We start from the raw sequence: 17,064 nt of genomic DNA, 5'->3' as shown, positions 1-17,064 counted from the left end.
GTCCGACGGGAATTCAAAGCAGCGATTCCTGCGGTAACATCAGCTTTTCCGTGAATGCCACTGGAACAGCCCAATATCTTCCCAATGCACGTTGCTGGGGACGGTGATGAACTCCCCATCCTATTATTTTTCTGCAAACCGATGGGCTGGTTTCGGGTTAGTTGAGCTGCTCATCGTACTTGCGATTTTGGCTATTCTTGCAACAATCACTGCACCATCTTTCACGGATACCTTCGAACGTAGGCGTATCGAAGGTCTGGCACTCGCCATCAGCACGGATCTTCAATTCGCCAAAGCTGAGGCGATCAAGCGAAATCGGATTGTCAGAATTGTATTCACTACCACTGGCCATACAATCACCATCCCGGTTTCGCCAGTGATCACTATCAAGACCCTCTCTTACGCAGATTATGCCAACATCTCGGTAAGCGCCAGCACAGGTGCCGCAACAATTGACCTCAGTCCCAGGCTTGGGATTCCCGTCACTACGTTAGGCATAACAGATGGCGTGACCATTGCAGGATCTGGTGGACGTTCTCTTCGGGTTTCGGTTAACGTGATCGGTCGCGTGTCGATTTGCGGAACCTTTGGAGGCTATCCGACATGCCCCTCCTGAAATCAAAGATCTCTGGATTTAGCTTAGTCGAGATGATGGTCGGACTAGCTGTCGGTCTCATTATGTTAGCGGGGTTGATTTCGTTCTTCGTTGTTTACAACAAAACGAATTTTGATCTTCTCAAAGCGATACAGCTTGAGCAGGAAATGCGTGCAACTCTTGATTTCATCAGTCGCGACATACGGCGCGTAGGCTATTGGGATGATGCGCATGAAGATATCGGCGACGAAGATTATTGTCCACTTGGCTATTATTCGGCATGTCCAACCGGCGCCACCCCGATTCCACGCTTCACGATTACTACCGGCCAAATTTTATACAGTTATGATTCGGATATGGATGGAGCGCCGGAGGATTATGGGTTTCGGCGAAACGGTAGCGTGATCGAGTACCTAAACACCTCCTGGATTCCGCTCACTGAAAGCTCAAGAACTAACTATTCGACTTTCACCATCACGCCAACAGTTCGGAGTGTGGCGCTATCAGGCACGACGCATCTGCAGATCCGTGAACTGCTGGTTTCTCTGTCTGCGAATGCCACCGGGGATCCTTCTATTTCAAGAAATCTGATCGAAACCATACGGATCCGCAACGATGAATATGTTCCCTAGAAATTTTCGTGCTCCAAAATCGCGTGACGGAAGCAAAGGCGCAACCCTCATCATTGCTCTGATTTTTCTAATCATCATGTCACTGGGAACTTTTTTTGCCCATCGGGGAATGGTGTTGGATCAGAATGTCGCCGGTAATTATTATCGCTCAACCCGCGCCCTTATGGCGGCGGAATCTGGGCTGGAGATTATGGCCGCCCGCTTGCGTGATTATGCGCAACGCGAGTCGATTCTTACGAACGATGGCACTACATATACCGGGTTCGCAGCCAGCCCGCCGATTTATCGTCCAACCAGTGCTGATCTGGGAACTGTCACGGCAACAGCTACGGGGCAGGTCACGGCGTTAGTGACATTGTCCGCAGTCGGACCAGTGAGTGGACCTTTTGCCAAACTAAGAATCGATGCCATCGGCTGCTGGGACGATACAGGCACCGATGCAACCTGCTCGACCTGCTCGACTAATTGTCCAACGACGGCCCAAGTCTCGCAAATCCTGGCCTTTGTGGGTGGGCTAACGGGAGTTCCATCGGCGCCTTTAACCACTAAAGGAAATGCCAATCTGGGTGGCTCGGCGATTACGGTCACTAACACGGACCCTGAAACCAATGGGCTTACGGTCCATGCGGGTGGATCGATCTCAGTTCATAGCAGCACCGCAAATCTGATTACCCTTCCCGGCACACCCCCTATGGCTAGTTTAGCACCGAGTGATTCTGAGCTTTCGACAATTACGCCAGATCAGTATTTCGAAAAGTTTTTTGCCAAAGACAAGGATTCATATAAAAATAGCGCTGATGAAATTATTGTTTGCGGTGGGGTTTGCAATACAAGCGTCAATGGAAAAACCGGGCGGATTATGTGGGTGGATGTGCCAGCTGGCTCATCGTTTGTATTGAATGCAACTACTGTTGTCGGTTCATTAAGCGCTCCTGTAATTCTTGTTGTCAATGGACCGCTCGAACTACGCGGATCTGCTACTATTTATGGTGTCGCTTATTCGACTTCAACCCTGTGGGACAATACGGGAGGCGGCACTTCGCAAATTATTGGCGCTGCGATTGCCGAAGGAAACTTCACAGCAAATGGCACGCCAAACCCAGTATATAATGCCGACGTGCTAAAAAAACTTTCTGGGCGCATCGGAAATTATACAAAGATCCCTGGAAGCTGGCGCGATTTCTGAGTATTCTTGGTGGAGTAAGGTTATGCGCGGGTTGAAAAAGTCGGCCTTGCAAAGTGGCATTGCGCTACTTGAAACCTTGATGGCTATTTCCGTCATGGGATTTGGCTTGATTGCGATCTCTAAGTTCCAGGGAAACATGGTGCGAAATACCAGTTTCGTCCATGAGCAGAACCTTGCCATCAAAGCGGCAGAATCGAAAATCGAGGAGATGCGGTCATTTCAAACGCTGGCTGTTACGACGGGCATGACGTCCTATGACGGGATCGTAACAGGATCCGACACCGTGACTTCTGGTGTCGTTACATTTAATAGAAGCTGGACAGTTACCCCGCGCACATCTCCAGGTCTCTTCAAAGAAGTGATTGTCTCTGTTACTTGGAACGACGCGCAAAATTTAGGTCGTACTGTACAGATTTCATCATTGATTCAGGGTTTTGATCCCAAAACACTCGCTAGTGTGATTCGCTCCTACGCACCGCCCGGCAATCCAGTACAGCCGTTTAACCGCGTCCTTAAAGTGCCGATTCCAGCAATTATCGATCCAACTGACCCAACCAAGAGTATTTACACGCCACCGGGTGCGCCGAGTGTAAATATCAGACTCGACAATACCACCGGACTAGTTACCAGCTTGAATGGCATAGCAACCACTAACACAACTTTTCTGCTGTCCGGGTACATAGGTTTTGGCTCGGGTAGTACAAGCCCGACTGTCACGCCAACGAGTAATATCGACTTTAGGCTGGTTAATGCCGCAACAGGCATACCTCTTTCTGGTTACACTTGCTGGGATGACAGCGCAACGACTAAGGCTTACGCTGGATATATAACCTATACTTGTGTAGTGGAAACAAATGGAACTATTTTAATTGGCGGCGTCGATGTTCCCGTTTGGTCCGGACGTATGCGGCTAACCCTCGGCGGAGCGACTGCCGAACCTTATGGTTGGGGTTTGACTTCCAGTACGGATCGCATATGCCGTTATACGGGAACTGAAAATACTTATTTGAATATTCAAGACACGCTTGCCAGTCAGAACTATATAGCGATCCAGGGGAATCGTTATTGCCCAAGCGGAACGACACTTTTCCAGCCATAAGTGAGCGATGCAGGACGGATAGAGTAGAAAACAGGGACGTACCACGCTTTCTCATCCACGCCCCTGCCGCCAAAACGTCAACACGGTCTGTTCCGCAACCAAGGCATCGAGATGTACGCGGTCTATACCCCGATGTCTCGGCCAAACGCAACGGCGAGGCGCTGTAGATCGATCTGCTGGTCGTCAACGACGACACCATCATCGGCGTCGAATGCAAAAGCACACTCATCGAGGAACACCTCGACCGCCACCTGACACGACTCGAAATGCTCAAGCGCGTCCTACCGTCACACAAGAACCATCGCCATAGGCGCCGTCGCCGGAATAGTGGTCGCAGACTCCGTCTACCGAATACGCCATGGCGCGAGGACTGTACATCCTGCGCCAAAACGGTGAGCAGGTCGAAGTGCCCCATCCGAGCGTCTGGTAAGACGCACCGCCGCGCCGAACCGCCAGGGCGGCGATCGAGCACTCAGGCCACCGTAACGCCTTCTGGACGACGCCTGCTCCATCCACACCGACACCCTGCTCGACCCCAAGAACGACTACGTCAAGCGCACCATCCGAGCCGATTCACCCCGACCCGCTGGTGAGACGCACCGCCGCACCGCCTGCTCAGTGCTGATCGGCCTCGCGCAACGCCCGCACCTGCTCACCGCTCAGACCCGTCACCTGCGCAATCTGCACATCACTGAGCACGCCGAGCTTGAGGAGATTGCGGGCCGTTTCCAGACGCCCTTCCTGATGCCCTTCCTGACGCCCTTCCTGACGCCCCTCCAGACGTCCGGCCTCACGCTCACGCCGCGCCCAGTGCTCCAGGTTTTCCGCCAACATCGACTGATCCTCCACCAGGGAATGAATACGCTCCAGATCGACCTCCGCGCCCAGACGCTGCAAATGCCGCTTCAGCCAGCGCGTGATGAGCCGATCCAGCCGCTCTTGATTGGGGTCACGGCGCAGACTCGCCGCCAGACGCTCGACCGCCGCCTGCAACGCCCGGTGATCGCTCGCCGTCTCGATCCCGAACACCCCGCTCAACGGACTGCCGATCGCCGCCAACTGTTCCGGCCCATAGGCCCCTTCATCGATCAGGTAATAGCGCAGATGCGGCTGATAGGACTCCCAGAACGCCGGCAGCTTCGGATGGATCAGCGCCCGGATATCCGTCGCCGCCGACCAGCGCGCCGACCCATTGTAGAGCACGATCGGCAGGATCGGCGGCAGCCCCCGGCGCAGCGTCGTCACCCGCGTCTTGAGCAGATGGTCATAGAAACAGGCCACATAATGCAGCATCCGGATCGACATCCGCGCATCGACCCGCGACTGAAACTCCAGCAGCAAATACACGAACACCCGCCGCCGCAGACCCCGCCACTGCACCTCCAGCGACCAGACCACATCCTCGATCTTCTCCTCGAACAGCGGCGTGATGTAGTGCCCGCTATGATTGGTCAGGGTGCTGAAATCCATCAGCTCCACCACCTCAGCCGGCGCGAAGCCTTCGAGCAGTTGCTGCACGAACTCCGGATGGCTGAACAACTCCCGGTAGCCGGTATCATGGGGATGGTGTTGGGTCATGGCAGGTCGGGTCGTGGTCGGGTGTCATCGCTCAGGCGTCCTATCATATCGGACCGTTCCAGGATGGCCCCTATCGAGGTGTCCAAAATTATTGGACCATGACATGTCGGCCTGGATCGCGTACTTTGAACACTGGCGAGAGGACACCACCATGAGCACTCACACCTACCCCCCGGTCCAACGGGCGATCGAAAAACTGCGCGCCCTGAGCGCCGATGAAGAGGCCCGCTACTGGGCCGAGGCACGCGAAAAAGCCCTGCACGATGAGGCCGCCCTGCTGATGGAGGCGCGCGAGGAGGGACGCCAGGAGGGCGAGCAGGTCGGGTTGCAGAAGGGCCGCCAGGAAGCGGCCCGCGAGACAGCCGGTCATCTCATTGAACTCGGCCTGCTGAATGATGTGCAGATCGCTCAGGCCACCGGACTGAGTCTGGTCCAGATCGAAGCCTTGCGCGCAAGCCGGGCGCCCTGAGCAACCCGAACGCGGTCGGCGGAACCTCTCAAATCGACGAACTCATCCAGGCTTCAAGTGCCGTTCAATCCGCGCTGACTTTCGACCATCGCCGCTCATAAAAACCTACCCAAACTTGCACGAAGCTGAATAAGTCTGTTCACGTCGTCAACGCCCGTGCGGGCGAACCCGTCTTACCTGACTCTTACGTGCGTTTAAGGTCTCGCCTGAGCGCGTCGCGACCATACTGATCAAGGTTTTTGGCGGCGTTGAGGTCGCGATCCATGACGTGTCCGCAGTCACAGACCAGCGTGCGCTGCGACAGCGGCATGTCGTGGATCTGGCCACAGGCGTGACAGGTCTTGGAGGATGGAAACCATCGATCCGCGATGACGACCGTCACGCCGCGCCATTGGGCCTTGTATTCGATCTGCCGCCGTAGTTCGCCAAAGCCGGCATCAGCGACAGCACGGGCGAGTCGGCGATTCTTCGTCATTCCAGTGACATTCAGGTCTTCAATCGTGATGACCTGATAGGTGCGGGTCAGGGTGTCGGACAGTTCATGGAGCACCGCCTGACGTTGGTTTCTGATCCGCTGATGCAGCCGGGCCACTCGGAGCTTGGCTTTCGCTCGGCGTCGACTGCCTTTGACTGTGCGCGACAGCGTCCGTTGTCGGCGCTTCAAACGCTTGAGAGTCTTCTTGAGCGCCGGGTTGGCGGGGATGGACTCGCCGGTACTGAGGGTGGCCAGTGCCTTGATCCCGAAGTCCACGCCGACGGACGGCTGATCCGGTGCGTGCGGGTTGTAGTCTTCGGTCTCGATCAGGATCGAGACGTAGAATCGACCGGCGCGTTTGCTGATCGTCGCCTGCTTGGTCTGACCGGTGAAGCGCAGCGGTTGGCGCATCTTGATTCGGGTCTTGAGCCGCTCGATACGCAGGGTTCGTCCGTCGACGTCGAACTTGGCCGGTTCGCGCAGGGCGAAGGAATCGTTGACGTCCTTTTTCTTGAACGCCGGATAGCCCGGCTGTTTCGCCTTGGCCTTGACGCGCCGAAAGAACCCCTTGAAGGCCGCGTCCAGATCGTCGATGGCGTTGCGCGTGACGCGGCTGGAGACCTCGGCGTACCAGGGAAACTCTACGCGCAAGACCGTCATGTAGTGCTGATAGGCCGCCGCCTTGGACCACTTCATGCCGGGCTGACTGAAGTGCGCGAGCAGTTGGTTGTAACAGTGCCGCCGCGCACCGCACGCCTGATTGAGGTAGACGGCTTGCTCGGGAGTCGGGCGCAGTTCAATCTTATGAGCGATGAGCATGCGCCTCGACCGCCTGTTTCACGTCGTCCAGCAGCTGGCGGTTCTTGCGCGAGCGACTCCCGTAGAGTCGGGCTGAAAAGACGGTGATGATCTCTAGCACATCGCTGGCCAGGTCTTCCTCGAAGGTGGTGTCCTCACCTTGGTTGAGGATGACGACCTCAACCTGCTTGGCCTCGCAGATCGCAAACACCAGTTCCGCGCCGAAGCGCAGCAGCCGATCCTTGTGGGTGATGACTAGCCGCCCGATACGCCCCTCCACGATCTCATCGAGCAGGCGCTTGAGTCCCTTCTTGTGATAATTCACCCCCGAACCCAGGTCGGCGATGACCTCGAAGGTCCAGCCCTGGCGGGCGCAATACAGTTCGAGCACCTGCTTCTGGCGCTCCAGGTCGGCTTTCTGGTCATGGCTGGAGACGCGCGCATAGGCGATCGTGCGCCGGGCGGGCTCGGGGGCGTGAAAGCACTCCGGGCGCAACCGGGCCAAGTCATAGCGCCGCCGCCCGCCGGCGGTGCGCTCATCGGGAATCAGCTTGCCTTCGCGCTCCCAGCGCCGTAGCGTTTGAGCCGCGACGCCGAGGAAATCGGCGGCTTCTTGAATGCTGACCAGTTTGCGTGACATGGTTAAAATATAAATAACTGCGCAAAAATGCGCAACTTTTATTGAAACTGTTCAAACCCCATGCTACAAGAACTCTCCATCGCCGCTGTGGCCCATGTCATTCAACTGGCGGTTGCGCCGGTCTTCCTGCTGACCGGCATTGGCAGCATGCTAGCCGTCATGACCAACCGCATGAGCCGGATCGTCGATCGCGCGCGACGGCTGGAGACCGGCCCTGCGTCCACGCCCGAGCAAGAACAGGATTTCCTGACCGAACTCCAGCGGCTCTCGCACCGGGCGAGGCTGATCAGCATTTCCATCAGCCTCTGCACCCTGACGGCGCTACTGGTCTCGGCGGTCATCGCGATCCTCTTCCTCGGCGCCTTTCTCGCCTTCGATGCCTCGATGGTCGTGGCGCTGTTGTTCGTGGCCGCCATGCTGGCCTTCATCGTCGCCCTGATCTGCTTTCTGCGCGAGGTATTCATCGCCATCCGGGGACTCAGGTTCGTGCGCGCCGTCTGACACAGGTCGAGCGCGTCGCCCGGCGAGAATGTCCAGCTTGGCGGATTCATCCCAGCCATCTGGTAAGCCGGCCACGAATCAAAGAAAGTGCTGATCGGAGGGGAGACAACCCAAAAGAAAACAGCCGGTCGTTCTTGCGAACTGACCGGCTGCTTTTTGTTGGTGCCCAGGGGCGGAATCGAACCACCGACACGCGGATTTTCAGTCCGCTGCTCTACCAACTGAGCTACCTAGGCTTGGAGCTTGACCGGAATGCTTTCACTGCCGGTCGAGCTGCGTATTAAACCGATTTCGGATCGGCTTGTCAATCACTTGTTTTTGAATTTTTGAACGGCCGTTGTTCGTTCACTCCCCATCGCCTCTACTTCACCTTCATGCCGGGCTCGGCGCCCGAATCCGGGCTGAGGACGAAGAGGTCTTTTCCGCCCGGACCGGCCGCCAGCACCATGCCCTCGGAGACGCCGAAACGCATCTTGCGTGGGGCGAGATTGGCGACCATGACTGTCATCCGGCCTTCGAGTTCCTTGGGGTCATAGGCCGAGCGGATGCCGGCGAAGACGTTGCGCGTCTCGCCGCCAAGGTCGAGCGTGAGTTGCAGCAGCTTGTCGGCGCCCTCGACCAGACGGGCCTCGCGGATCAGGGCCACGCGCAGGTCGACCTTGGCAAAGCTATCGTAGTCGATCGGCGCGGCGACGGGGTCGCGTTCGAGGTGCGGATTGATCGCGGCCGGAGCGGCGGCGGCCACGGTCGACCCGGTGGCGCTCAGGTCTTCCTTGGATGCTTCCAGCATGGCCTCGATCTGCTTCGGGTCGACGCGCGTCATCAGCGGTTTGAAGGGGGCGATGACGTGATCAATCAGGGGCGTGGCCAGCGTCTCCCATGTGAGCGGATCAATCTGGAGGAAGGATTCGGACTCGGCCGCCGTGCCGGGCAGGATGGGACGCAGATAGCCGATCAGCACCCGGAACAGGTTGAGGCCCATGGAGCAGATGTCCTGCAACTCGGCCTCGCGTCCGTCCTGCTTGGCCACGACCCAGGGCGCTTTCTCGTCGATGTACTGATTGGCGCGGTCGGCCAGCGCCATGATTTCGCGCACGGCACGGCTGAACTCGCGCTTCTCATACGCCGCCGCGATCGAATCGCCCGCCGCGATGAATTCGGCGAAGAGTTCGGGTTCAGCCAGCGCGCCCGAGAGCCGCCCGTCGAACCGCTTGCCGATGAAGCCGGCACAGCGGCTGGCGATGTTGACCACCTTGCCGACCAGATCGGCATTCACCCGCGCCGTGAAGTCTTCCAGGTTCAGGTCGATGTCGTCGACGCTCGACCCGAGCTTGGCGGCGAAGTAATAGCGCAGGTATTCGGGATTCAAGTGATCCAGATAGGTGCGCGCCTTGATGAAGGTGCCGCGCGACTTGGACATCTTCTGACCGTCGACGGTGAGGAAGCCGTGGGCGAAGATGGCGCTCGGCGTGCGGAAGCCGGCCCCGTGCAGCATGGCCGGGAAGAACAGGGCATGGAAATAGATGATGTCCTTGCCGATGAAGTGATAGAGCTCAGCGGTCGAGTCCCGGCCCCAGAAGCGGTCGAAGTCCAGTCCGGGCGTCCTGTCGCACAGGTTCTGGAAGCTGGCCATGTAGCCGATGGGTGCGTCCAGCCAGACGTAGAAGAACTTGCCCGGATGATCCGGGATTTCGAAGCCGAAGTAGGGTGCGTCGCGCGAGATGTCCCACTCCTGGAGTCCGGCCTCGAACCATTCGTCGAGCTTGTTGGCGACCTCCTTCTGGAGACTGCCGCCGCGCGTCCACTCCTTGAGCATCGCCTCGAAGTCGCCGAGCCTGAAGAAATAGTGATCCGACTCGCGCTGTTCGGGCACCGCGCCCGAGACCGCCGAACGCGGATTCTTGAGCTCGGCGGGCGAATAGCTCGCCCCGCACGCCTCGCAGTTATCGCCGTACTGATCCGGCGCGCCGCACTTGGGACACTCGCCCTTGATGAAGCGGTCGGGCAGGAACATCTGCTCCACCGGGTCATACGCCTGGGTGATGGTGCGCTTGGCGATGTGTCCGGCGTCGCGGTTGCGTTCGTAGATCAGGGTCGCGTAGTGCTGGTTCTCGGGCGAGTGGGTCGAGTGATAGTTGTCGAAGCCGACGCGGAACGCCGCGAAGTCGGCCTGATGCTCCTCGGCGACCCGGGCGATGAGCTGCTCGGGCGTGATGCCCTCCTGGCGCGCGCGCAGCATGATCGGCGTGCCATGGGCGTCGTCGGCGCAGACGTACCAGCAGTTGTGACCGCGCATCTTCTGGAACCGCGCCCAGATGTCGGTCTGGATGTATTCGACCAGATGACCGATGTGGATCGGACCATTGGCATAGGGGAGGGCGCTGGTGATGAGGATGTCGCGGGGCTGGCTCATGATGGATGATGCTCGGATACTCGGTCGGCGAACTTGAACCCTGTTCGACGTCGACCTCTCCGCACGGGATATCGATGTCAACAGGGTTCGGGTCTATGGTGGTTCCGTTCAGACGGGTTTGGAGCGCGTGAACACTGGATGGGACGCGCCGGATGCGGCCTAGAGTATCGCATGATTGAGGCCGGCGCGGCTTCCCAACCGGTGGGCGTCGCTCAAGCCACGCGCCGCCAATCGGCCTGGATCAGATTGCGCGCCGCGCTTCCAAAGACCAACCCGACCTCGAACAGCCCCCGCCCAGGCGCGCCGCGATACTTCTCGCTATAGCCGCGCGCCTGGATCTGGGCCAGGGCGGGGTTGGTCACTTCAGTAGACTCCGCGTCAGCAGCGCCCTTTGCATCCTCCGCAACGACATTCGAAGCCGCCGCCCCGCGATCGAGCTTGAGTTCCATGACATAGGTGTAGCCGGCGATCCGCACCGTCAGATCCGCCTGTCCGTGATTGGTCAGGTCGTCGGGAATGATCTCGGCATTGAGACTGGCGAGAAAGGCATAGAGCACACTGGCATAGTAGCCCTCGGACTCGGGCAGATCGTTGCCGGTGAAATTGCGCCAGGGGATGCCGGCGAACAGCCGTTTGATGGCCGCGACCAGCGCCGGCAGATCGCCCTGGGTCAGTGCCTCGCCCAAGCCCGCTTTGTAGCGCAGGCGTTCGATGCTGATGTCGGCATAGGCGTCGATGAACTGATTGTTCAACGCGGTGCGTACTTCCTGATTCGGTATCCGTAGCCGAAAGGTCAGTTCACCCCAGGTTTGCTCGGTCGACTCCACCGTCAGATAGCCGCTCTGAAACAGCAGGGTGATCGGATTGATGCGCTCGATATCGAAGGAATCGAGGATCTCCTCGCTGACTTCGATCTGCTCTAGGCTCGGCAGGAAGTAGCGCCGGCGCTGGAACAGCTTGATCAGAAAACTCGGGCTGCCGGTCTCGAACCAGTAGTTGCGGAAGCTATGGTTTTCGCTGATGAAGAGCAGGATATCGTAGGGGTTGTAGACCGGCTCGCCGAGGAAGGCATAACCGTTGTACCAGCGCCGGACCTCATCCCAGTCGACACCCTGTAAGTGTCCGGCGAAGGTGCTTTCCAGGTCGTGTTGCGTATAGCCGCAGATAGTTGCGAACTGCGGACTCAGAGTGATGTCGCGCAACTGATTGAGTCCCGAGAACAGGCTGACCTTGCTGAACTTGGTCACGCCGGTCATGAAGACGAAGCGCAGATGGGCATCCTGGGCCTTGAGCACCGAGTAGAGATTCTTGAGTCCCTCGCGGATCTCGGCGGCGCGCTCGGGGTGGTCGATGTTGTCGAGGATCGGTTTGTCGTATTCGTCGACCAGCACCACGACCGGCTGGCCGTACTGCGTATGGGCGAGCTCGATCAGTTCAGCGAAACAGCCCGCAAGGCTGTGACTCTCACAGCTGAGGCCGAGCCGGCGCTGATTGGCGCGCAAGTGCTCGGCAAGCATCTCGTCGAGCTGTGCGCGACTCTGGATCACCCCGGCGGCAAAATTCAGCACGATCACCGGATGGCGCTGTTCCCAATCCCAGCGGTCGTGGATGTGCAGTCCGCGAAAGAGTTCCTCTCGGCCCTCGAACACTTCCTTGAGCGTATCGACGAACAGGCTCTTGCCGAACCGGCGCGGGCGCGAGAGGAAATAGGCCTTCCCCTGCTCGATCAAGGCGAGCGCGTGCGCGGTCTTGTCCACATAGGCATAGCCCCGCTCGATGATCTGGCTGAAGGTCTGGACACCGATCGGTAGCAGACGTGGCGAATCAGTCATGGCTGAAGACTCTGCGTGAAAGGACATGCCGACGATTGTCCGGCAATCGATGGACCGAAGCCATGGGCGGGGTGTCCGGAATGATGATAGATAACCCGATAGAAATTGCGGGAAAAGCTGTGCAGACTCGACAACTGCCCGAGTTGTTGGGGGCGGCCCTTGGTGGTCCGGCCAAGTCCCATGGACTTGAATTGGCAATTCCCAATGCCAATTAAGGGGCGTCCGGCGCACAATGGGCGCCCTTTGATTTTGCTCTTCGACCTCCTGGCCGCCCAAACCCTCGGCGAAAGACCGAGGCGCCAAGCGCCATGCGCTCCACGGTCGAACCTCCCGCGATCGCCGACGCCCGGCCGCGGCCAGGCGTGTTTATCCTCATTTATGGAGTACCCCATGTCCCAACCCACGAAAGACGCCATCGAATCCGCCATCAAGGAGTACAGGGAGCCGCATCTCGGGCGCGACCTGGTCGCCGCTCATGCCATCAAGGACATCGCGATCGAGGGCGATCAGGTGCGGATCGCGGTCGTGCTCGGGTTTCCGGCCAAGGGCATTCAGCAGACCATCGCCGAGGCGCTCACCGAGCGGGTCTCCAAGCTGGACGGCGTCGGTGCGGTCGCAGTCGAGGTGAGCTGGGAGATCAAGGCCCATTCGGTCCAGAAATCCCTGAAGCCCATCGACAACGTCAAGAACATCATCGCCGTGGCCTCGGGCAAGGGCGGCGTGGGCAAGTCGACCACCGCCGTCAATCTGGCCCTGGCGCTGGCGGCCGAAGGGGCCAAAGTCGGACTGCTCGACGCCGACATCTATGGCCCCTCGCAGCCGCGGATGCTCGGCATCAGCGGTCAGCCGGAGTCGAAGGACGGGCGCACGCTCGAACCCATGGTCAGTCATGACATCCAGACCATGTCGATCGGTTTTCTGATCGAGGAAGAGACCCCGATGATCTGGCGCGGCCCCATGGTCACTCAGGCGCTGGAGCAACTGCTCAACGACACCAACTGGTCGGATCTCGACTATCTGGTCATCGACCTGCCGCCGGGCACGGGCGATACGCAGTTGACGCTGGCGCAGAAGGTGCCGGTCTCGGGCGCGATCATCGTCACCACGCCGCAGGACATCGCGCTGCTGGACGCGCGCAAGGGTCTGAAGATGTTCCAGAAGGTCGAGGTGCCCGTGCTCGGCATCGTCGAGAACATGAGCATCCACATCTGCTCCAAGTGCGGTCACGAAGAACACATCTTCGGTCAGGGCGGCGGCCAGAGCATGTCGGATCAATACGGCATCGATCTGCTGGGCGCGCTGCCGCTCGACATCCAGATCCGCCAGGAGACCGACGGCGGCAAACCCACGGTCGCCGCTCAGCCCGAGTCGCGTATCACCCAGATCTATCGCGAGATCGCCCGCAAGACCGCCGCCAAGCTCTCGCTCCAGGCCAAGGACTATGCGTCCAAGTTCCCGCGGATCGTGATCCAGAACACCTGATAGCCCTTTCTCCGACCCCTCTCGTTCGCCGGGAGGGGTTGAGAAACAACGCAAACGGTTCAGGCCGTAAAGCGGACCTGTACGTCCCGTGGCAGAGCCTGATGCGGCGCGCTCGTGACCAGCAGACGAGCGCCAGCGCGGGCATAGTCTTCGGCATTGCGCGCGTTGATGCCTCCCGCTGCACCCACCAGCGCCGCCGAACCGCGTGCACCGAGTGCTGCGACGACCTCGGCGACTCCTTCGGGTGTGAATTTCTCCAGTTGCAGCACATCGGCGCCGGCCTCGGCCCAGTCGAGCGCTTCGTCCAGACTGTGGACCTCAACCACCACCCGCTTCTCGGGGGCCTGTCGCCGCAGGTCGGCGATGGCCGTGGCGGGCGTGGCATCGGTCAGGAACTGGCGATGCTCAGCGAAGATGAGGATGGTCTCCGACAGCCCACAGCGGTGCATCACGGCCCCACCGGCGCGGAATGCCTTGACCGCTAGACGGCGCGTTCCAGGCACATTCTTGCGCGTGCCGGCGACGATGGCATCGGGATGGCCGCGCCGTGCGGCGGCTTGGATTGCGGCGGCGCTGCTGGCCATGCCCGAACACCACTCCACCAGCGTCTGTGCACTCTTCCAGGCGCGATGCAAGGCGCCGGCCGATCCGGTCGCCGTGAGTAGCGGAGTTCCAGGTTCGGCCGCGCGTCCGGATGGCGTCTGGAGCTCGCTCTGGGCACCGCACAGCGCGAACAGCCGCACCGCTTCCTCGGTCCCGCAGACGACCATGGGGTCACGTGCCTCGAACCGGATACGGCCGGCACGCCCGGCGATGCCGAGCGCCTCGGTGGTGAGATCGCCGAAGGGGACGTCCTCGGCGAGCAGGGCCTGGAGTTCGTGGTCGCTGAGCACGGGCGTGTCTGTCGAATACATCAGTGTCTTGTCCTTGGGTCGAATCGAACCTCGTCGATGGTCGGATGTCGTGTTTCGTGCACTCGTCCTGGGGCCGCGATCCCACGGGCGGGTTTCGTGACCAGTGGTCGCCAAACCCTGGATTCCCTGACATCCGGAGGTCGAAAAGCGTGTTTTTTGGTAGTGTGTCCCAAACAGGGGCCGGCGGCATCGAAAAGCATCAACGCAAAAAACAGGCCGACCTGATCGTCTGTCGTCGGCTGGTATTCGGAGGCGGCGGATCACACATGGATGCAGTAGGATGCGTCCAAACGCTCGGCATCCGCCATTGCGACAGCCGTTCAGCCTTCAACTCAGGAGCACGTCCAGCATGATCTCCCAAGCCATGGCCCAGCGCCTCAATGCCCAGATCAACCGCGAACTGTATTCGGCCTATTTCTATCTCGGACTCTCGGCCCAGGCCGAGTCCATGAACCTCCGGGGCGTGGCCGCCTGGTTCTTCGCCAAGCACGGCGAGGAGCAGCAGCACGCGCTCAAGATGTACCGCTATCTGATCGACCAGGGCGCGACGGTCGCCTTCAGCGACGTGGCCGCACCGGCGAGCGTCGAGCGCGGCGTGCTCCCCATGTTCGAGCGCACCCTGGAGCACGAGCGCTCCGTGACCGCCGCCATCAACGAGCTGGTCGATGGCGCGCTCTCCGAAAAGGACCACGCCACCCACATCTTCCTGCAATGGTTCGTCACCGAGCAGATCGAGGAAGAGGCCACGGTCGACGACATCATCGGGCGGGTGCGGCTGTTCGGCGATCAGGGGCAGTCGCTGCTCATGATCGACAACGAACTCGGCGCCCTGGCCAAGCAGATGGCGACCGGCGCGGCGCCTCAGTCCGGCGCCGCCGCCTGAGATCGGGGTCAAACGAGGCACGCGAGATCCATGGCCAAGAAGTCCGACAAGTGCTGCAAGAAGTACCGCGAGGGCAAGCGGTGCAAGAAGTGTCCGAAGGGCTGAACGCTTGAACGGTCGCCTCACCGATCGCTCCTCGCTCCAGCGCCACATCGAGCATTCGGCACTGGCCGCGGCGGCCCCGCTCCTGGAGGATCTCAGGACCAAGCCGGGGCTGATCTTCCGACTCGGCATCAAGAGCGCGCCGCTGTTCGTCGGTCAGGCGCTCTTCATCGCCGAGCAGTCGATCATCGACGACGTCGGGACGATCTATTTCTTCACCCGCGAAGGCGAGTTCTTCGAGCGCGTCTTCGCGTCCGTGGCGCCGAACGGACGTCTGGCCAATCACATCCTGCCGCGCGCGCGGCTGCTGGAGGTGAGCCGGCTGGCGACCTTCTCGGCCTCACTACGCGCGGTGAGCCTCGACGAGATGCGCCGGCTCTGGAGCCTCTACGACAGCCAGTCGCTGTTCGCGCTCGCCCGCTCGCTCGGGCTGGAGCCAGAGGCGCTGGAGCCGATCTGCTCTCGGTACGATCTGCCGCTCGTCGAAACCATCGTGCATCCCTGGCTCGACACGCGCGTCAGGGCCCTCTTCGCCGACCCAGGGTTCGTCCGGCGCGTCTCCGACAAGATCGACGCGGACCGACAGGCCGCGCTGGCCTATTTCACGCAACAGGGACTGGTCGATGGACGCGGCCCCTTCGGTCTGGTCGACATCGGCTGGCGCGGCACCATCCAGGACAACCTCGCCTGGATGCTGCCGAACACGCGCTTCTTCGGTTACTACCTGGGTCTCCAGCGCTTCCTCAATCATCAGCCGCCTAACGGCGTCAAGCGCGCCTATGGCCCGGACGCCAACCTCAACCTGTTCTTCAGCCACCTGCTCGATGCCGTCTCGCCGATGGAGATGCTCTGCAACTCGCCGCGCGGCAGTGTCATGGGGTATCGTCTGGAGGGCGGGGAGGCGCACGCCTGGCGTCTGACCGAACCGACCGAGAACGCCATCCATGCCGAGGTGGTGCGGCACTTCCAGGACGGCGTGCTCTTCGCCTGCCGTCACTGGGCGCCCCATGTCGAGGCCCATTCGATCCGCAGTCAGGATCTGCGCGAGCAGGCCTGCCAGCTCTGGAGCGACCTGATCGAGCGGCCCGACCGCCAGATCTCGGAGGCCTATGCCGCACTCAAGCACAACGACGTCTTCGGCGTCGGCGGCTTCGTCGACAAGCGCGTCGTGCCCTCGCCCTGGCGCATGATCCGCGGGATCGTCTCGTCCGAGGACAGGCGCGCCGTCATCCTCTACATCAAGCAGACCCAGTGGAGTTCGGGGTTGTGGCAGCGCCGTGACCTGCGGCCCGTGCATCGTCTGATGCTGATCGCCGCCCTGACCCTGGGACGGACCTACAAGCATCTGCGCATGTGGATGCATTACCATCTCGTGACCAAGCGTTGACACGGATCATCGATGGTTGGGGATGGCATTGACCTCGGCCCCGTTCGGTCGCTACCTTAGTCCATCGATGCGAATCAC

The 17,064-nt window shown here is 60.2% G+C and carries 15 protein-coding genes and 1 tRNA gene; 9 read left to right on the top strand and 7 right to left on the bottom strand.

The window, feature by feature from the left end:
• Positions 1 to 106 precede the first annotated feature (106 nt).
• Genes HW932_RS18980 through HW932_RS18965 form a run of 4 tightly spaced genes read left to right on the top strand, consistent with a single transcriptional unit; the run spans position 107 to position 3,512 of the window.
• Positions 107 to 616, top strand: a complete 510-nt coding sequence (locus HW932_RS18980; RefSeq protein WP_176978037.1) for a GspH/FimT family pseudopilin — start codon at positions 107 to 109, stop codon at positions 614 to 616.
• Complete coding sequence (locus HW932_RS18975; protein ID WP_176978035.1) at positions 604 to 1,227, top strand: PilW family protein; 624 nt, start codon at positions 604 to 606, stop codon at positions 1,225 to 1,227. The genes HW932_RS18980 and HW932_RS18975 overlap by 13 nt, the downstream gene beginning before the upstream one ends.
• Complete coding sequence (locus HW932_RS18970) at positions 1,211 to 2,413, top strand: PilX N-terminal domain-containing pilus assembly protein (RefSeq protein ID WP_176978034.1); 1,203 nt, start codon at positions 1,211 to 1,213, stop codon at positions 2,411 to 2,413. The genes HW932_RS18975 and HW932_RS18970 overlap by 17 nt, the downstream gene beginning before the upstream one ends.
• 22 nt (positions 2,414 to 2,435) lie before the next feature.
• Entirely contained in the window at positions 2,436 to 3,512 is a 1,077-nt protein-coding gene (locus tag HW932_RS18965) for a type IV pilus modification PilV family protein (RefSeq protein ID WP_176978033.1), read from the top strand.
• A 615-nt stretch (positions 3,513 to 4,127) separates the two neighbouring features.
• Here HW932_RS18965 and HW932_RS18960 read toward each other — a convergent pair.
• Complete coding sequence (locus HW932_RS18960; RefSeq protein WP_176978032.1) at positions 4,128 to 5,090, bottom strand: Rpn family recombination-promoting nuclease/putative transposase; 963 nt, start codon at positions 5,088 to 5,090, stop codon at positions 4,128 to 4,130.
• Positions 5,091 to 5,241: 151 nt separating this feature from the next.
• Here HW932_RS18960 and HW932_RS21935 point away from each other — a divergent pair, with 151 nt between their 5' ends.
• Entirely contained in the window at positions 5,242 to 5,559 is a 318-nt protein-coding gene (locus tag HW932_RS21935) for a hypothetical protein (RefSeq protein ID WP_176978031.1), read from the top strand.
• A 184-nt stretch (positions 5,560 to 5,743) separates the two neighbouring features.
• Here the strand turns inward: HW932_RS21935 and HW932_RS18950 are convergent, their stop codons facing one another.
• Positions 5,744 to 6,853, bottom strand: a complete 1,110-nt coding sequence (locus HW932_RS18950; RefSeq protein WP_176978030.1) for an RNA-guided endonuclease InsQ/TnpB family protein — start codon at positions 6,851 to 6,853, stop codon at positions 5,744 to 5,746.
• Positions 6,837 to 7,472 carry an IS607 family transposase gene (locus HW932_RS18945; protein ID WP_176978029.1) on the bottom strand — a complete coding sequence of 212 codons (636 nt, stop codon included), beginning with the start codon at positions 7,470 to 7,472 and terminating at the stop codon, positions 6,837 to 6,839. The genes HW932_RS18950 and HW932_RS18945 overlap by 17 nt, the downstream gene beginning before the upstream one ends.
• A 60-nt stretch (positions 7,473 to 7,532) precedes the next feature.
• On the opposite strand from HW932_RS18945, the gene HW932_RS18940 reads away from it, so the two are divergent.
• Entirely contained in the window at positions 7,533 to 7,973 is a 441-nt protein-coding gene (locus tag HW932_RS18940) for a DUF2721 domain-containing protein (protein WP_176978028.1), read from the top strand.
• A 160-nt stretch (positions 7,974 to 8,133) separates the two neighbouring features.
• Here the strand turns inward: HW932_RS18940 and HW932_RS18935 are convergent.
• The 3 genes from HW932_RS18935 to HW932_RS18925 form a co-directional block, all read right to left on the bottom strand.
• Positions 8,134 to 8,209, bottom strand: a tRNA-Phe gene (locus HW932_RS18935).
• 125 nt (positions 8,210 to 8,334) lie between these two features.
• Positions 8,335 to 10,386 carry a methionine--tRNA ligase gene (gene metG, locus HW932_RS18930; RefSeq protein WP_176978027.1) on the bottom strand — a complete coding sequence of 684 codons (2,052 nt, stop codon included), beginning with the start codon at positions 10,384 to 10,386 and terminating at the stop codon, positions 8,335 to 8,337.
• 212 nt (positions 10,387 to 10,598) lie between these two features.
• The gene (locus HW932_RS18925; RefSeq protein ID WP_176978026.1) at positions 10,599 to 12,218 is read right to left on the bottom strand and encodes an ATP-binding protein; all 1,620 of its coding nucleotides are present in this window, start codon (positions 12,216 to 12,218) and stop codon (positions 10,599 to 10,601) included.
• Positions 12,219 to 12,608: 390 nt separating this feature from the next.
• Here HW932_RS18925 and apbC point away from each other — a divergent pair, with 390 nt between their 5' ends.
• A complete protein-coding gene (gene apbC, locus HW932_RS18920; RefSeq protein WP_176978025.1) occupies positions 12,609 to 13,700 on the top strand; it encodes an iron-sulfur cluster carrier protein ApbC in 1,092 nt (363 codons plus the stop codon).
• 59 nt (positions 13,701 to 13,759) lie between these two features.
• On the opposite strand, the gene modD is transcribed toward apbC, so the two are convergent.
• Positions 13,760 to 14,614, bottom strand: coding sequence for a ModD protein (modD, locus tag HW932_RS18915; RefSeq protein WP_176978024.1), 855 nt, complete (start codon positions 14,612 to 14,614; stop codon positions 13,760 to 13,762).
• 349 nt (positions 14,615 to 14,963) lie between these two features.
• Here modD and HW932_RS18910 point away from each other — a divergent pair, with 349 nt between their 5' ends.
• Both HW932_RS18910 and HW932_RS18905 read left to right on the top strand, forming a co-directional pair.
• Positions 14,964 to 15,497 carry a ferritin gene (locus HW932_RS18910; protein WP_176978023.1) on the top strand — a complete coding sequence of 178 codons (534 nt, stop codon included), beginning with the start codon at positions 14,964 to 14,966 and terminating at the stop codon, positions 15,495 to 15,497.
• A 109-nt stretch (positions 15,498 to 15,606) separates the two neighbouring features.
• Positions 15,607 to 16,986: a hypothetical protein gene (locus tag HW932_RS18905; RefSeq protein WP_176978022.1), complete on the top strand. Its 1,380-nt coding sequence runs from the start codon at positions 15,607 to 15,609 to the stop codon at positions 16,984 to 16,986.
• The last annotated feature ends 78 nt before the right edge of the window (positions 16,987 to 17,064 follow it).

Source organism: Allochromatium humboldtianum (assembly GCF_013385175.1).
GTDB classification, from domain to species: domain Bacteria; phylum Pseudomonadota; class Gammaproteobacteria; order Chromatiales; family Chromatiaceae; genus Thermochromatium; species Thermochromatium humboldtianum.
The sequence above is the reverse complement of the archived record's forward strand: the minus strand, read 5'-3'. Positions and strand labels throughout refer to the sequence as shown.